Source organism: Geofilum sp. OHC36d9, assembly GCF_052400685.1.
Classification (GTDB): domain Bacteria; phylum Bacteroidota; class Bacteroidia; order Bacteroidales; family Marinilabiliaceae; genus CAZHHH01.
Map to the genome: position 1 here is coordinate 1 of NZ_JBQTGJ010000014.1, position 16,443 is coordinate 16,443.

Consider the following 16,443-nt stretch of genomic DNA (forward strand, 5'->3'; position numbering starts at 1 on the left):
GGCTCTAAAATTTTTTAAGACGTCAAATCAAAATTGAATTGGGCTTTAAAATTTTTTAAGACGTCAAATCAAAATTGTTTTGGGCTCTAAAATTTTTTAAGACGTCAAATCAAAATTGAATTGGGCTCTAAAATTTTTTAGGACGTCAAATCAAAATTATTTTGGGCTCAGAAATTTTTTAAGCAGTGAATTGGATTTTTTCGTTCTGTTTAAAATATTACAGTTTCCTGAATGGGTTTTAATTGAGTCAATAAATTCATGCTTATAACCCAATCCAAATGGAAAAACGAAGCGCGACAACATAATTTGATTTCTGAAACTGTCAAGCGTTACATAGCAGAGGGTTCAGCTTGCTTCGGATTATCCGGGCTGAACATTCCGGGCCTCACTTTAAAGGTAGATCATTGGCCGCTGACAAGCCCCCATTCCGGACCTGTTTTTGATTATTTGTCTATTTTAGTACACCACCACTTCCTTTTAACCCTTAACAATTTCCGTTCAACCTGTTTGATAAATATCACCGAATTAGTAAATTCGGTGTTTTTTTTTTAGAAAATTACGGCAACAGACAGTATAAATACAATGATTTTTTTAGGGTAAACGATGGTGGCGTTATGGATGCGTTGTGTTTCATTGTAAAATCACTTAACATTAGGATAAATATGACATATAAAGACAACTAAATCAAATGCATAAAATAAATTTTATGGAACCTATCTCTTCTTTCGGAATAAGCATAGCAGCTGGGATTGCTCTAGATATTTACAATAAATCACAAGGAATAGTTAAAAAAGAAATCAAAAACGCATTTGAGGAAGCTTTAATTTTTTGGTGCAAAAATGATGATATTCGAGAAAGAAAGAGAAATGAAATTAAAAGAACTCTTAATAAATTTATTGCTGAGCCAGAACTTCTTGCTGACATAAATAATCAAAGCCCTGAGTTAAATTCTTTTTTTGAAAAATTTGACGAAGCATTAGCCCAATATAATGCTGCATACCATTATATTAAGGAAATTAAGGATTTGGAAAGGTACAGGAACGAGGCGTCATTTCTTTCAAGTATAAAAGACACTGTTGAAGACACAAATAAAAAACTTACTGATTTTATAGAGAATAACCTTCCTGAAAGTAGTAACCTTCTTGAAGAAGAATGGAAAAGACAGCTTCTTATTTATAAAGAAAGTATTTCAAACTTTAAACCTAAAACGGCACTTAACTTGCTTCTTAAACTTGAAGAAAGTTTTGTTTTCAATAATGTAACACCTTCTGACAGCCTATTATCATATATTGAATTTTTAAAAGCGCAGTGCTATGAATTAATTGGCAAGGCAAAAGAAATGTACCAAAGCTATATCAAAGCTAACCGATTAAATTCTGCTACAATCCAAATCAAAGAAAAGGCTTGTTATTCATATTCAAAAACCGAAGAAAAAGAGAAATCGAATAATTTGATTGAAGAGATTCTAAAATATGATGAATTTAATTCGGTGGCATGGGCAGTTAAAATTATCCTTAATGAAGGTAAGGATTTAGAATCCCTTATTTTGGAAACTCCCCCAATGGTTAGAACTAATTGGAACTTTAAAAGGTTGGTTTACCTAAATATATTAAATGGTTCCGATTTTGCATATCAAATGAAAATATTCAATAAATATGAGTTCTTAAATGTAAGTTACGACGAAGAAGAACCTCTCACTTTAACTAATTATAAAAAAGCTTTATTTGTTATTGAGATTGCTCTATCTCAATTGTTAAGAGCCCATTTTATTGAATTCACCAGAAATCATACAGATGATTTAGGCTTTATTAAATATACCAATAGAATATTAGGGCATTTCTTGAAAGAAATGTCTAAATCAGAGATTATAGCCAACTATAAAACGGTTGAATTTTGTTACTATTTCACAGAATTTGTTTTGACAGAAAGTAGAGAATCAGTTCTTAAAATGAAGTCATTGTATGATGAAATAAATAATCATGACTTATCTCTATTGATGATGTTAGTAAATTCCCTACAATTGATTGGCAAAGTAGAAGAAGCAATAGCAGTTATTAACAAGCAAGAAACTAAGTTTATTGAAACTATTCATCTTGAAGCCTTCTGTTACCTTAAAATGTCTGATATTGAAAATTACATACGAGTATCCAAGGAACTTCTTAACTCAATTGCCAAAATTGATTTAAATTCCAGTGAAAGTATTTTATCGATTCCCGTAATTCTGTATCAAAATAATAGAATAAATGACATTGAGGTTGCAGATTTTTTGACCAATAAAGAATTTGAGACTGAAGAATTAAGAAAGTTAGTTACCTCTTTTATTCAAATTCTTAAAAGAGAAAATATAGACTTTAATATTCAAGAGTTACAGTCAATTGAAGGCGAAATCTTAAAACTCGATTCTAGCATTAAATTTTATATCCCTTATTCATATTTTGTACTTGAAAAGTGGAATTTAGCTATATCATCATTTAGAAAATATATTTCTAAATATAAGCAATCTCGCGATTTATACTTTTATATTCTTGCTCTAGAAAAATCGCTTTCTAATCACAAGGAACTTCTTGAATTATTGGCAATTTGGAGAAATGATTTCTCCTTTAATGAAGAATTATTGAGAGTTGAAGCTGATGTTTGTCGCCAATTACCCGATTGGGATAGATGCCTAATTATTTCAGAGAATTACCTGTTCAAACATCCGAGCGATGAACCTTTCCTAGTACTGAAACTAATTTCGTTAAATGAAATAGATATAAAAGGTAAAGTAAAGAAAATTGAAGAGCTTGCTGAGGTTTTTAGAACTCATGATTTTAAATTCTATGGTCATGTTCAATATGTAAGTAGAGTATTAATTGAAAATAAATTTTATCAAATCGCATTAGATATTCTATACAAGAAAGCGACCGATACTGGCAATGTTCAAGCTCGTATGGATTATTTTTTTGCGACAACACAAATGCCAAAAGAATTTATACAAGAAAAAGAAATTGTTGAGTTAGGCAGTTATGTCAAATTTTCAATTGACAATAGGACTAAATTCTTAAAAATTAATAAAGGAAATTCTCTAGCAGAAAAGTTACTTGGTCATAAAACTGGGGATATAGTTAGTATTGAACGCCCAATGGTTAAAACTATTGATAATGTTCAAATACTTAGAATAATGGATAAGTATCTCTGCTTACATGATGAGATACTTGAGGACGTGAAATTAAATCCATATTCAGGCTTTCCAATGCAATCAATTGAATTTAAAGATACTTCACCAGAGGGCTTAAATAAAACATTCATGGAATTATTTGGTGCAGAAGGAACAATTCAAAAAGATAGACAAGATGACGCCTTTAAAAACTATTACAATTTTAATTTATCATTTACTGAAATAATCATTCAAATATATAACTCAGATTATTTGGGAGGTTATTTCAACTTAATAAATTTTAAAGATGGAATTACTCAAATTCCAATGATTTATTATCCTGAGAATATCTTAGCAAAAGATGTTGAAATTGTTCTTGATTTTAGTTCCATACTTATTTTACATCAAATATCAAGAGAGCATAACATCGTATTTGAACATAAATTTCTGGTTGCAAAAGGAGTTATAGAATACATACGTGCATCTCTAAAAAAAGAAAAGCTGGAACCTAAAGAAAAGATGTCAATAAATATTACACTGGATGGAGTTACTGGTGATAAAATTTTTGAAGAAGCTTCAAATAGCAATGTTATATATTTGCAACGGCTTATAGAATGGATAAATTCGAATTGTACTGAAATCATTGTCGCAAGTAAGCTCGATTTAATTCGCAAATTAGAAGGTAAGATAGAAAACGAAACATTCATGAATTTTATAATTGAGAATCTTTCGTTAGTAATGGAGAAGGGAAATCGGATTCTTTTAACTGACGATTCCATATATTTTAAGTTTTTCCCTGTTCAAAGCAGGAAAACAATAAGTTCTGAACTGTATGTAAAATCAACTAAACATGGGGATGATGTGTGTTGCATTGAATTTGTAAAAAACAAATACGTTGGTCATACATTTCAATCAAATATTTTAATTCAAGAATTCAACAAGAAATTTAAAGACCAACCTAACAATTTTGCTCATTGCATCAATAATACAGCGCTGAGATTGATTCCAAACAAGAATACAATTTTTACTATTGTCAGTTTTTTGAAGCAAATGGCTATGGATCCTGTTATACCTAACGATTTGTTTAAGCAAGAATCAACAAGTGCGCTTGTAAATCTTTTAAAAGGACAAAGTATGGAAAAGCCGTATCGTATAACTGAGTTACTTCTAAGAAAAGAGTTCAAACTAATGGGTGTAAAGCTTGAATTAGTTTTAGAAAGCTATTACAGTGCATTGACAATACTTGGAATAAGTAAATAATATCTGAGAGAAATGTATAAAGATAAAACAACGAAACGCTAACATATGCAAAATGCATGCGGCTAAATTTAAATTAATAAATCATAGCTTCGTAGCAAATTACTTATAGCCTGACAGTCAATACTTCGTCTGACTGTCGTTCGCACGCATCTTGCACGCAACGTTGGCGGTAATTAGGCAAAAGAGACATTAACTCTAATTTTAAAGTATATTTATTATGGCAGAACAAACTTTTAATCAAGAACATGATGGTTATTGGAGAGAACCAAATAAAAGTGGACTCCCGAAAGAATCAGGTGTGTATTTCGTTTATGAATGCACTCATAATGTTGCAGACAAAACAGTCACAATACACAAATTAATATATATCGGCGAATCTGACAACGCAAATAATAGAGTTGCAAATCACGAAAAAACTGATGATTGGAAAAAACATGTTAGACAAGGTAAAGTACTTTGTTTTGGTTTTACGCCTGTTGATGACTACTCTAGGGTTAGAGTTGAAGCAGCCTATATCAACCATCATAAACCTGTTGAAAATACAGAGTGTGTTAATAATTTCCCTTTTCATAAAACAAATGTAAATACTTCTGGAAAGAACAAATTCATAGATAGTTCTTTTACTGTAGGATAAAAGCTTGTGTTTAGAAGTTGATTTGTTGTATAATGTTGTTATGGGCATAGAGTTTTGGATTAGCTTCATTTTAAGTAATATTATTAATGGACTAAAAAATCAGAATACTATGAATTCATTAAAAAGCATAATTGTAGGAGTGGGTGCTGTTATGTGGAGCCTTAGACAAATATGACTCATAAAATATGAATATAGCAAATAAGCTTATCAAGATAGTAGCAAGGGGGTTCGAATCCCCCTCTCCACTCTTTAATAAATACTAATTTTAATATTATGACACTTTTTGATAAAGACGGAAATCCTGTAGCATATATAGAAATACAAGATGAAAATACCATCTATCTTTGGGACGGAACACCTGTAGCATATTTAGATTCCGAAAATATTTATGGTTTTAATGGTAAGCATCTTGGCTGGTTTAATGATAGTATAATTAGAAATCATGAAGGAGAGAAAAGTGGCTTTACGAAGTCAAGTGTCCCGGTAAATGCTAAATTTGAGCCGTTTAAATCATTTAAGCAGTTCAAACCATTTAAGTCATTTAAAGAGTTCGCTCCATTTAAACCTTTTGATAGTTCCTCTATATCATCTTTACCATTGAAAGATTTTCTGAAACAAGGACAATAACTACCGCCAATATATAGGAGTATGACTGGAAAAAACGGTTAATATCCCCCCATAAAAAACGGCCATATCCGTTCACTTTTTTTCTAAATCAGTCATGAAAATACAAAAATAGATTAATTATTAGCTTTTCTCATTGTCTGTAAGTATTCGGCCAATACGTATAGGAAAAGTAAAACAACACCCAAGCGGTGAATACCTGCCCGGGTGTTGTAATTTTCTAAGTTCTACTGGAATCTCCTGGAATTATTTGGAAAACTCTGACACTTGTTGTTTTTTTCCAATTATGTGGAACAGCTCAGCCAGGTCTAATTCATAGTTGGCGTTGTACATGGCAATTTTGCTAAAGACGTAGGTCAACCATTCTCTCTCGGTTTGAATTGCCACCCGGAACTTTTTTAAGAGATCGACCACTACTTTTTGAGCCCGGGAGCCTTTGTCGTAGTGAAAGAATAGCAGATCATCCATCACTGAACGTACCATCCAGCGGTAGGCCTTTGGGGAGCCCTACCGTTGCCGACGCGATAATGAATCGTTTAGTTAATGGCGCTTACCGTATCGAAATGATGGGTGAATCCATGAAAAAAGTGATCGCTAAATAGTAAAAAAAAATTATACTTATTTTTGGAAAAATTGCAGACCGAAAAGGTGTCCGGATAAATCCGGAATGGGTGTCCGAATAAAACAGAATGTGCAATCTCTGTTCAATGATTTTTTGTTAGTTTTTAAATCAATAGTTCGTTAAGTTAATGCATCAGGTTTAGATTTTCTGTAGACCTTGATGAATGGGAAGGAGGTATGAACACCACTGAGTGTAAGCCATATTTAAATGAAGCTGGTTAACGAGAGTCTGTCCATAAACTAAGTGTTTGAAATATAAAGATCAAATTCAAGGCTTGCGAAGTCATAAAAATCAAGGCGTTTACTTTTCGTAAATGACTGTTTTTATGACAAGCGTAACGCAGAAGTTGGCTTTATAGCCAAACACTAACTAAAGGTTCTGTATTTCAAATGGAACGTAAATATTCGGTCTAATACGTATGGTAAAAGTAAAAAAAAACACCCAGGCGGGAGATGGTTGTATGTTCACGGCTGTTGTGTCAGGACACTCCTGATTTAAAATCTAACAGGGATTTAAATTTTTTTAAGCGCTTTTTGCAGCGGACAGCCGGGGTGTATCGCTAATCCCTCACGGTATCTGTTTAGCAGCATGGTGGACTGTTCAGCCAGCTGGTGGCGTATTTTTCTTCGTTCTCCTTTAATGCGTTGAATTTTCAGGTGGTCGTAAGCGGTCGTTTGGTGACGCATCCAGGCTATGACGGCGCGGGCGGCTCTTTCTTCAAGTGGTATCATGGCCGTTCGTCCTACGGTGCCGCTACCCACCGGGATGGTATGGGCTGTAACGGCTTCGGCCATGCAACATTCAGTTGGCTTGTATTTGGGGTGAAAGTTCAGAAATTGTTTGACAGCTGCTAAAAATTCGGCTTCATAGGTTTGTTGTTGTTTGTCTCTTCGCCGGGCTGCCGATATTTTGGCCTTTTGATAGTTCTCTGTCATTCGTAATGCTGTAACCTGTTCCCGGGCCCAAGTGATTGTCTCTGTGGGCGCCCATACACCTTTCGAAATAGTGCGGCGTCCTTTCCTGACTTGTACTCTCCAATAGATGCCTTTTGCCGTTACTTTACGTGTGATGCCTGCATCGCCTGCGGGCAGAAATGCCCAATCGGCCGGTGGTGTCACTTTTTCTCCCTTGCTATTAATTAGTGCGTTATTGGCGTCAATACTTACTATACATACCTGCGGTTCCATCTATAGCTTTACTTGTTGTTTAATTGAGGCGAAAGATAATCATTAAACAGTGGCTGTCCATAAATTCGGCTTTTGAATTATATTTCATCTTTTTCCTATTTTTGTCTGTCAAAATGGTTTAACCTCTTGAATCGACGGTATTTCGCCGAATGCTTAAAATATGGGATAATATGAATCGAATTTTAATGCTTCTGCGATTAAATTCTGGGATTTATTTTTTTACTAGATTAGAGAATTAGTGTTGTTGAATTTGTGTAAATAAATACAACTATTATGTTCATTATATCCAAGTTGATGGCGTTCCTTATTTCGCCTCTAAATATTATTGTTCTTTTGACAGTTTTGGCTATTATTTTAAAAAAGAGGCGGAAATTGTTGCTTTGGACGATTTTAGGAATATTTTTGTTTTTTAGCAATCCCATGATTTTTAGAGGAGTAATAAGACATTGGGAGTCGGCTCCTACTGCTCTTCCAGCCAATGATTCTTCCTTCATAAATGTGGTTGTTTTGGGGGGAATGGCTTCTTATTATGAGCCAACGGCGAGGGTTCGTTTTTGGCAAAGTGGCGACCGTCTCATGCAAGCTTTGGCGATAGTGCATCAAAACCCGGTGGCGCATTTGGTCATTTCTGGCGGTTCTGCCGCCGTGTTGTTACATGAGCGCCCTGAAGGGGCTTTTATATCTGATTTTTTGATCCAGGCGGGAGTCTCAACACAAGTGAAGGTTGAAGTTGATTCGTTGTCGCGAAACACCTTTGAAAACGCATTGTATACTTCCCGGATTTTTGAAAGAAACGGTTGGCAAAAAAAAATAGCACTGGTTACCTCTGCCTGGCACATGAAAAGGGCGCAATGGTGCTTTAATAAATTTGGTTTTGAGGTCACCCCAGTTGGTGCCGATCCTATGTATCCTTTACAAAGGGCCGTACCTGCCGATTATTTTATGCCTTCGGCTCAGATTTTAATCAACTGGCAAATACTTATTAAAGAGTGGGTGGGTTGGTTGGCCTACAAGGTTCGATATTAAACAATGAAAATAGATTGTACATTAGGTGTTTAATGTGCCTTTCCTGGACTTTTTTAGTGCGAATGTTGTGTGTATTTGATCGTAAAGCATATCTTCGCGTCAATTTTTGTGCGTTTACAATTCATTTTTTATACCTGCCTGATTGCTTTTTTTTTAAGATAATTTATGGTACGTATGATGGCTTTGATCAAGGGGTAATTCCGGGGCAGGCATGGGATTCTGGACGGCTTTCCCGGTTTAATTAGCGTCTGTCCATAACCTAAGTGTTTAAAATATAAAGCTCAAATACAAGGCTTGCGAAGTCATAAAAATCAAGGCGTTTACTTTTCGTAAATGACTGTTTTTATGACAAGCGTAACGAAGTAGTTGACTTTATAGACAAACACTATTTAAAGCCACTCGTCGTTTAGGATATTCCCTTCGGCTGAAACGCGAATCATTTTAAGTGGTATTTTACGCTGACTTTGCAGCCTTGCATTTTTGGCCAGTTGAAGCAGACCGGAGCAACACGGTACTTCCATAATAACAACGGTTAGTGTGTTTATTTTGGCAGTATCAATGAGTTGAACCAATTTGTTGAGATAGGTGTCCTGATCGTGGTCAAGTTTGGGGCAGGCAATGGCTAGTGTCTTACCTTTCAAAATGCGTTGATGAAAATCAGCCATGGCAAATCCGGCACAGTCGGCCGCTAAAACCAAATCGCTACCTTTGAACATTGACGAGGAGGGATTGATCAGATGCATTTGCACCGGCCACTGACGTAATTCTGAAGCCGTTGAATGTGTTGGTGCTGCAACTGGACTAAAGGTTTTGTTGGCAGTTGGTTTTAGTGCTCTTTCTGCCGATCCGGGGCAACTGTTGGTACTGCAGGCTGTGTGCACTGCTTTATGAATCCCGTTAAGTTCTTTTATAACGTCCATAAAATTAAAAGGGAGCGATTCTTTGTTGGATTGTAAATATTCTAATCCTTCTTTCAAAAAAACAGTTTCGTGATGGTCTTTCAAATGCTTGAGATGCGCAATTACGGTGTTTTTACCTTTTGGTATGGTATTTTGCATCACCTGTATCTCATCGTATGGCTCAGCTTCCCGTTTTTCGATGGTGATGGCCCCTTGTGGACAATGACCCAAACAAGCACCTAATCCGTCGCATAATAAATCACTGACGAGACGGGCCTTGCCGTCTATTATTTGCAATGCGCCTTCGTGACAGGCTGGTATGCATTGTCCGCACCCATCGCAAATTGTCTCATCAATATGAATCATCTCTCTTTCCATCGTTTTTGCTTTTTTAATGATGCAAAGATAATGTTGTATGATTGGTATTTTCTGTAACAATTGTTACATGTTAAGTGTTTTTTGATAAGGCTTTAATGATGATATTCTGTACCATCAAGGATTTTTTTCTCATTACGATCGCTTTCAAAATGATCATTTACACTAGTAAATTCAGAGCATTGAAGCTGGGTAAGCCTCCAAAATATAGTTAGCTTATCTGCCAATGGTTTTTTTTTAAAAACGTTGTGTAGGGTGCTACCCTAAAGTGGTGCCTATAGACTCTCTAGGGCTTATGAATGAAATGTTTCCTGTTTATTGATATTATGATATAAATGGTTATTTTCGGTCACTATTTATGGCATGTTTTTGATAGGCGTTTTGCAGTCTTGTTGGTCTGTTTAAATGTATTTATTGATAATGAATGTGTCGATAATTGGGGTATCGTTAATGTAAATAGAGTTCTCATGAATATGCAATAAGCCATGATTATATAATATTACGCATGGGTATCGTTCTTTTTGGAGAGTTTTGTGTTGCAGTTAATAATAAATCTATTTGTTTTTCGTATTATTTGCAGCCGCGTTTTTTTCTGTAAATGAAGCGATGCGTCTCATGAATACCTATAAACACCATATGAGTAAAAACCCAGAGTCCGTAAGGTTTTATCCTTAAATGAAAAATAAATTTTTTATCGACTAATAGTGTTAAGGAATTATTAAAAATACGATGTATTAAATCTTTTATTGTTAATTTATGATGGTTCAAAAACAGAAACAATTTGTAATTGCTATATTTTTACTCTTTATAGTAATGCTTCCCAATATTATTTTTATAGGTGTAGGAGAAGATTCTGCGGTATTCACAATAACCAAGAAAATTGTTTTTTTTATTTATACATTATCGCTTGTTTTATTTGCTTTAAGTTTTATAAAACCAAAGGTCTTTTTCCTCCTATTTCTTCCTTTGTTGCCATTTGCGCTAATTGATCTTTATATCATTGCTATTACAGGTACTCAGTCGACAGAAATGCATTATTATTCTTTTTTTGCAACAAATTTGAATGAAGCTGTTGAGCTTATAAGAGGAAATATTACTTATGTATTTTTAGCTGTTTTGTATATAGGTCTGTTCATATTCTTTCTGTCCAAGCTGAAGTTTTCTTTTCATCTTAGTCGTAAAATAAGACTTTTTGTAGGTGTTATTTCGTTAGCAGTTATAACAGGAATCTTAATAAGAGATTTTAAAATAGCATACACAACCTATAAAACAGACTTGCTGGGGATCACTAAATACTATTTTTTTGTAAAGCTAAATAAAACTTTTCCTGTTGGGACTATTTCCAAATTGGAGGATATTTATCAGGATGTGAAGGAAGTAAATAAGTTTAAAGAAAATAATGTCGATTTCTTATATAACCCTGTTTTAACAAACAGTGATGATCAAGTAATTGTATTGGTAATTGGAGAAACAGCCAGACGGGATAACTTTCAGATATATGGTTATAAAAGAAAAACGAATCCAAGGCTTGTAGAGGAAAATAATTTAATTGCGTTTACAAAATTTACGACTTGTGCTAATTTCACGCTTACCAGTGTATCACAGATTATGTCAAGCGTTGGGCCTGCTAACTACAAAGATGTTTATAATGAGTTAGGTTTAATTGCAGCATTTAAAGAGGCTGGCTATAAAACATATTGGATAACAAATCAAAATTATTCTGTTGGATCTATGTATAGTTTGTATTCAACGAGTGCAGACGTTTTTAAAAATGTATCTAAAACATTAGATGTGTCGAATAACGATTTAGTGACTTTGCCTGTTCTCGATGAATGTTTGAAAGATGATATTAATAGGAAATTTATTGTTATTCACAGTATTGGAAGTCATTATAGATATAATTTAAGATATCCAAAGGAGTTTGCCCGTTTTAAACCGGAGATAGATGGTAGCATTAGCATTGCTGAGAATGGTGTGAAATACAAATCGAAATACATAAATTCGTATGATAATTCAATACTTTTTACTGATTATTTCTTATCTGAAATAATAAACAGGCTGAAAAAGGATAATGAGCTTTCTATTATGATGTATTTGTCCGACCATGGGGAGAATCTTTACGATGATAAAAAAGAACTTTTTTTGCACGGTACACCTGATCCTTCTGCGTATGAACTTGAAATTCCAATGTTTGTATGGTATTCTGACAACTATGATCAAAATGTAATTAATAGATTAAATCAAGTTAAGGACGAAAAACTTTCTTCGGAAATAGTGTTTCATACATTATCTGATTTAGGAGGTTTTAAAACAAAATTACACAATTTAAAATACGATTTGCTGTCTGATAGTTTGGTTGTTGGTGAGAGAACCTTCCTAAAACCTGACGGTTCCGTAATGAAAATCGACTAAACGACTGTCTCTGATATTCAGTTTAATTCAACCATTAAATTTTATAGATTTAGTAATATTTAAAATCCCCGGAAATTATTTTGATAGGTTGATCGTGAACCTCTGGCTTACGGATTTACGAGAATATATTTAAAAAGTTAATTATTTTCATATTTGTGTGATTATTATTAATTTGCAGAATTTAAAAACAATATTGTTTATCATAAGTATAGTAAGATTATTCAACCTTTTATTTTTGGTTGTTCATAAAACTATTTTGTCTTATGATCGTATGAAGACGATATAATAAGTTGACTAGTGTATGAGATATTGGTTGTTATTTCTTTCTATCCTTTTCATTGGAAACATTAAAGCCCAAAAATTCGATCAGGATTTAAATAATATTCAGGTGACCTGGCAATTAATTAACAGTTTTTATGTTGATTCAATTGATAGACCGGCTTTTGCAGAAGAAATAATCAGGTCGATGCTTTCTTCGCTCGATCCGCACTCCGTATATATTCCTGCCGATGAAGTTAAAGCGGCCAACGAAGCTTTGAATGGCAATTTTGAAGGTGTTGGCATTGAATTTTTAATTTTAAAAGATACGCTTACCGTTATATCAACCATAAATGGGGGGCCCTCTGAGAAAGTTGGTATTCGTACCGGTGATCGAATTCTGTTTATCAATGGGGAAAAAGTAGCGTCGGTTGGTATTAACTCAGATGATGTGTATGCCATGCTTCGTGGAAGAAAAGGAACTGAGGTTGATTTTACCATTGTGCGTAGGGGTGAAGATAAGATGTTGGATTTTAGTGTGGTACGCGATGAAGTGCCAATCCCTAGTATAGAGGCTTCTTATATGGCCGATGCGACAAATGGATATATTAAGATCAGCCGCTTTGCAGCAAACACGAATAAAGAATTTAATGACGTGCTTAAAAAGCTAAAAAAGGCCGGTATGGAAAATTTAATACTGGACTTACGTGGCAATACAGGCGGTTATATGAGCTCTGCGTTGGCTATTCTTGATCAGTTTTTGGACCGGGGGAAGTTGATGGTTTATACTGAGGGGGCTGCACTATCGCGTCGAGATCATAAGGCAACGTCTAAAGGTTTATGGATTGATGGCGGATTGGTGGTTCTGATCGATGAGAATTCGGCCTCTGCCAGCGAAATTGTGGCAGGTGCGATTCAGGATTGGGATCGCGGTGCAATTGTTGGCCGCAGGAGCTATGGCAAAGGCTTGGTACAACGTCCGTTTACTCTTACGGATGGCTCTGAAGTGCGACTCACCATTGCAAAGTATTATACACCTTCCGGACGCTGCATTCAAAAACCTTATTCCGACGACAAAGATTCTTATAAGGAAGAAGTGCTTGATAGATATAACAACGGGGAACTATGGAATAGAGATAGTATTCACGTAAATGAAACGCTTAGTTTTAAAACATTGGTTGCCGGACGTCCTGTTTTTGGGGGTGGTGGTATTATGCCTGATTTTTTTGTCCCGCTTGATACTACAGGATATTCCGATTATTATCGCGATTTGGTGGTTAATGGAGTACTAAGTAGCGTGGCCCTTGATTTTTATAATAACACTGAACCGCAATGGAAGGATGTTAGATCTTTTATGCAGGATTTTGCTGTTGACGATGTCTTAATTACTCAGGTGCAAAAGGAAGCATCAATGATAGGACTGGCCATTGATGTCGCCGCTGATAATTTAATTGCCTTGCAGCTAAAGGCTCTTATAGCACGTAATTTGTGGGGTAATAGTGCTTATTATGAAATTATTAACCCGACTGTTGGCGCCTACCAAAAAGCAATTCAGCTTTTTGCGAATAATGAAGAAGAACTAGTGCGTCCGTAAAAATGGGTGATTAAAATGCCCAATAATCGCTATTTTGGTTATTTTTGCAGCTATTAATAATGCACCATCAAAAATAATCGATGAATCATTTTTTGACTGAGCATTGGATTGAATTGGTGGGAACTATTTTCGCCTTTTTTTATTTGATTCTTTCCATTCGTGAGAATATTTGGATGTGGCCGGTAGGCTTTCTTTCCTCTGCATTTTATTTAATCGTTTTTTTTCGTAGTCGGTTATATGCTGATATGGCGCTGCAAGGTTATTATCTGATTGTTAGCGTGTATGGTTGGTTTCATTGGTTAGGGAACGCTATGACCTCTGTGAAATCAGAAACAGAGCTTAAAACAACGTCTGTAAAAGTCTCTCAATACTGGATATTTGCGGCTTCCATTTTCGTTATTTTAGGGCTGATTTATGTGGTGTTGAAGGTTGTACCCAGATGGCTCAATTTACCACCATCTGATTTACCCTTGGGAGACGCCTTTACAACAGCAGCCAGCCTGGTAGCAACCTGGATGTTGGCTCGTAAATTACTCGAAAATTGGCTTTTGTGGGTGGTTATCGATGCCATGTCAATGGTTATGTATATTTATAAAGGTCTCTATATCACTTCAGCTTTGTTTTTAGTGTACACACTTATGGCAGTGGTCGGGTATGTGAAATGGAAAAAGGCGATGAGAAATGATTTTTGTCAATAATTGCCTACCTTTGAAATTCATAGATGAAGTTTTATGGTATCTATCGTTGTTTGTGGGCCCGAGTCAACAGGAAAATCAACGCTTACAGCGCTTTTGGCGGCTCATTATAATACGCTTGGACTTCCGGAGTATGCCAGAGATTATGTGGCGCGTTTAAAGCGTCCTTATGCTATTAACGATGTTGAAACAATTGCCCGACGACAGATTGCTCAGTATGCTCGTTGTCTAAGGCGTTTTTCTGATCAGAAAATAATTTTTTTTGACACCTTTTTGATCATTACAAAAGTATGGTTTCAGGAGGTTTATGGCGTTTGTCCTGTGTGGTTGCACGAAGCGATTAAAACTTTATCTCCCAATTTGGTGTTACTTTGCAAACCCGATATCGATTGGGAATTTGATTGTGTTCGTGAAAATGGAGATAGGAGAGATTCTCTTTTCCGTTGTTATCAGGAAGAGTTAATCCGTTATAATATTCCTTTTAGATATGTTGAAGGTAACGGTTCTATTCGGCTTCAAAATGCGATCGACCAGATTGATAGTTGGTTTATAGGTGAGTTAGGTAATGTTAAGAGAAAAATTAAATATTGATGGTTATGAGTTTCCCTGAGTATCCTAAAAGTCTGAAGAAAATAATTGAGGCTCTTTCACAGGAAGAGTCTTATAAGTCGGTGTGTCACCGTCATCATCCCGATCAGCCCATGCCTTCGGTTAAGGTTATCCTGGAAATTGTTGATCTGGTGCGTGAAATTATTTTTCCCGGGTATTTTGGAAGTTCACGCACGCGTCCGGGAAGTGTGAAGTATTACATTGGCGTAAATATCGAGTCGCTGTATGAAAAGTTACGTCAGCAGATTTTTGCAGGTTTATGTTTTGGCTGTACCGATAGTGATAAATTCGAGCTTGGAGATGCCAAAGCCAAAGCAACCCAAATTGCTGTTGAGTTTATAAGTCAGTTGCCACGGCTGCGTTTTTTAATGTCAACCGATATTGAAGCTGCATTTTTGAGCGATCCGGCCGCCCAGAGTCAGGCCGAAGTTATTTTTTGTTATCCTGCCACGCGTGCAATAACAAATTATAGAGTTGCCCATACGTTGCTCGAATTGAATGTGCCACTAATACCTCGTATTATTTCTGAAATGGCTCATTCCGAGACGGGTATCGACATACATCCGCGTGCAAAAATCGGAAGTAGTTTTACCATTGATCATGGTACCGGTGTTGTTATTGGTGCCACCTCTGTCATCGGAAATAATGTGAAAATCTACCAGGGCGTAACTTTGGGAGCCAAAAGTTTTCCACTTGATAATGAGGGAAACCCTATAAAAGGGATTCCGCGTCATCCCATTGTCGAAGATAATGTTATTATATATGCTCAGGCTACTATTCTCGGGAGAATTACGATTGGTGCCAACTCGGTAATTGGTGGGAACGTATGGATTACTTCTGATGTGGCACCTAACAGTAAAGTAGTACAGGAAAAGTACCGCTTTTCGGGATTTTTGGGTGGTGATGGAATTTAATATTATGTTTTAGATAGTTATTGTTTTTATCTGTTTTTTTTGAAATACTATTAGATTTAACAATTTGAATAATTCATAACTCTTTTTAATTTATATATTTGTATAACTCTTTCATTTAGTTTCTCTTTTTGGCTTTTAAGAACCGATGAAGATTTTTTAGATTGTTAAAATGGCTCTTATGTTGTGTCTGTCAATAAA

Annotated in this window: 12 protein-coding genes; 9 read left to right on the top strand and 3 right to left on the bottom strand. The window is 35.3% G+C overall.

The genetic code is table 11. The annotated features are described in order from the left end of the window. Positions 1–706 precede the first annotated feature (706 nt). From ACT3CD_RS12785 to ACT3CD_RS12795, 3 genes are all read left to right on the top strand, one after another. A complete protein-coding gene (locus tag ACT3CD_RS12785; RefSeq protein WP_444646027.1) occupies positions 707–4,396 on the top strand; it encodes a hypothetical protein in 3,690 nt (1,229 codons plus the stop codon). Between the two features lie 217 nt (positions 4,397–4,613). Then, the gene (locus ACT3CD_RS12790; RefSeq protein ID WP_444646028.1) at positions 4,614–5,030 is read left to right on the top strand and encodes a GIY-YIG nuclease family protein; all 417 of its coding nucleotides are present in this window, start codon (positions 4,614–4,616) and stop codon (positions 5,028–5,030) included. Positions 5,031–5,303: 273 nt separating this feature from the next. Further along, on the top strand, positions 5,304–5,657 hold the full coding sequence (locus ACT3CD_RS12795) for a 4-fold beta flower protein (RefSeq protein WP_444646029.1): 354 nt from the start codon (positions 5,304–5,306) through the stop codon (positions 5,655–5,657). Positions 5,658–5,900: 243 nt separating this feature from the next. Here the strand turns inward: ACT3CD_RS12795 and ACT3CD_RS12800 are convergent, their stop codons facing one another. Further along, positions 5,901–6,137, bottom strand: a complete 237-nt coding sequence (locus tag ACT3CD_RS12800) for a hypothetical protein (protein WP_444646030.1) — start codon at positions 6,135–6,137, stop codon at positions 5,901–5,903. Between the two features lie 651 nt (positions 6,138–6,788). After that, a complete protein-coding gene (locus tag ACT3CD_RS12805; protein WP_444646031.1) occupies positions 6,789–7,463 on the bottom strand; it encodes a DUF2293 domain-containing protein in 675 nt (224 codons plus the stop codon). A gap of 273 nt (positions 7,464–7,736) precedes the next feature. Here ACT3CD_RS12805 and ACT3CD_RS12810 point away from each other — a divergent pair, with 273 nt between their 5' ends. Beyond that, complete coding sequence (locus ACT3CD_RS12810) at positions 7,737–8,489, top strand: YdcF family protein (RefSeq protein ID WP_444646032.1); 753 nt, start codon at positions 7,737–7,739, stop codon at positions 8,487–8,489. Between the two features lie 389 nt (positions 8,490–8,878). Here ACT3CD_RS12810 and ACT3CD_RS12815 read toward each other — a convergent pair whose 3' ends face one another. Beyond that, positions 8,879–9,766: an ATP-binding protein gene (locus ACT3CD_RS12815; protein WP_444646033.1), complete on the bottom strand. Its 888-nt coding sequence runs from the start codon at positions 9,764–9,766 to the stop codon at positions 8,879–8,881. A gap of 753 nt (positions 9,767–10,519) precedes the next feature. On the opposite strand from ACT3CD_RS12815, the gene ACT3CD_RS12820 reads away from it, so the two are divergent. The 5 genes from ACT3CD_RS12820 to epsC all read left to right on the top strand — a co-directional run bounded on the left by ACT3CD_RS12820 (position 10,520) and on the right by epsC (position 16,245). Beyond that, complete coding sequence (locus ACT3CD_RS12820) at positions 10,520–12,175, top strand: phosphoethanolamine transferase (RefSeq protein WP_444646034.1); 1,656 nt, start codon at positions 10,520–10,522, stop codon at positions 12,173–12,175. A 301-nt stretch (positions 12,176–12,476) separates the two neighbouring features. Next, positions 12,477–14,027 carry a S41 family peptidase gene (locus ACT3CD_RS12825; protein WP_444646035.1) on the top strand — a complete coding sequence of 517 codons (1,551 nt, stop codon included), beginning with the start codon at positions 12,477–12,479 and terminating at the stop codon, positions 14,025–14,027. A gap of 80 nt (positions 14,028–14,107) precedes the next feature. Next, positions 14,108–14,725 carry a nicotinamide riboside transporter PnuC gene (gene pnuC / locus ACT3CD_RS12830; RefSeq protein WP_444646036.1) on the top strand — a complete coding sequence of 206 codons (618 nt, stop codon included), beginning with the start codon at positions 14,108–14,110 and terminating at the stop codon, positions 14,723–14,725. Positions 14,726–14,758: 33 nt separating this feature from the next. Next, positions 14,759–15,313: an AAA family ATPase gene (locus ACT3CD_RS12835; RefSeq protein ID WP_444646037.1), complete on the top strand. Its 555-nt coding sequence runs from the start codon at positions 14,759–14,761 to the stop codon at positions 15,311–15,313. A gap of 5 nt (positions 15,314–15,318) precedes the next feature. Next, a complete protein-coding gene (gene epsC / locus ACT3CD_RS12840; protein WP_444646038.1) occupies positions 15,319–16,245 on the top strand; it encodes a serine O-acetyltransferase EpsC in 927 nt (308 codons plus the stop codon). Positions 16,246–16,443 lie beyond the last annotated feature (198 nt).

What these genes read in the sequence shown, in the direction of transcription:
- ACT3CD_RS12800 (WP_444646030.1), bottom strand. Translation starts at nt 6,137, where the DNA reads ATGGTACGTTCAGTGATGGATGATCTGCTATTCTTTCACTACGACAAA.
- ACT3CD_RS12815 (WP_444646033.1), bottom strand. Translation starts at nt 9,766, where the DNA reads ATGGAAAGAGAGATGATTCATATTGATGAGACAATTTGCGATGGGTGC.
- ACT3CD_RS12835 (WP_444646037.1), top strand. Translation starts at nt 14,759, where the DNA reads ATGGTATCTATCGTTGTTTGTGGGCCCGAGTCAACAGGAAAATCAACG.
- epsC (WP_444646038.1), top strand. Translation starts at nt 15,319, where the DNA reads ATGAGTTTCCCTGAGTATCCTAAAAGTCTGAAGAAAATAATTGAGGCT.
- pnuC (WP_444646036.1), top strand. Translation starts at nt 14,108, where the DNA reads ATGAATCATTTTTTGACTGAGCATTGGATTGAATTGGTGGGAACTATT.
- ACT3CD_RS12805 (WP_444646031.1), bottom strand. Translation starts at nt 7,463, where the DNA reads ATGGAACCGCAGGTATGTATAGTAAGTATTGACGCCAATAACGCACTA.
- ACT3CD_RS12785 (WP_444646027.1), top strand. Translation starts at nt 707, where the DNA reads ATGGAACCTATCTCTTCTTTCGGAATAAGCATAGCAGCTGGGATTGCT.
- ACT3CD_RS12820 (WP_444646034.1), top strand. Translation starts at nt 10,520, where the DNA reads ATGATGGTTCAAAAACAGAAACAATTTGTAATTGCTATATTTTTACTC.
- ACT3CD_RS12810 (WP_444646032.1), top strand. Translation starts at nt 7,737, where the DNA reads ATGTTCATTATATCCAAGTTGATGGCGTTCCTTATTTCGCCTCTAAAT.
- ACT3CD_RS12795 (WP_444646029.1), top strand. Translation starts at nt 5,304, where the DNA reads ATGACACTTTTTGATAAAGACGGAAATCCTGTAGCATATATAGAAATA.
- ACT3CD_RS12790 (WP_444646028.1), top strand. Translation starts at nt 4,614, where the DNA reads ATGGCAGAACAAACTTTTAATCAAGAACATGATGGTTATTGGAGAGAA.
- ACT3CD_RS12825 (WP_444646035.1), top strand. Translation starts at nt 12,477, where the DNA reads ATGAGATATTGGTTGTTATTTCTTTCTATCCTTTTCATTGGAAACATT.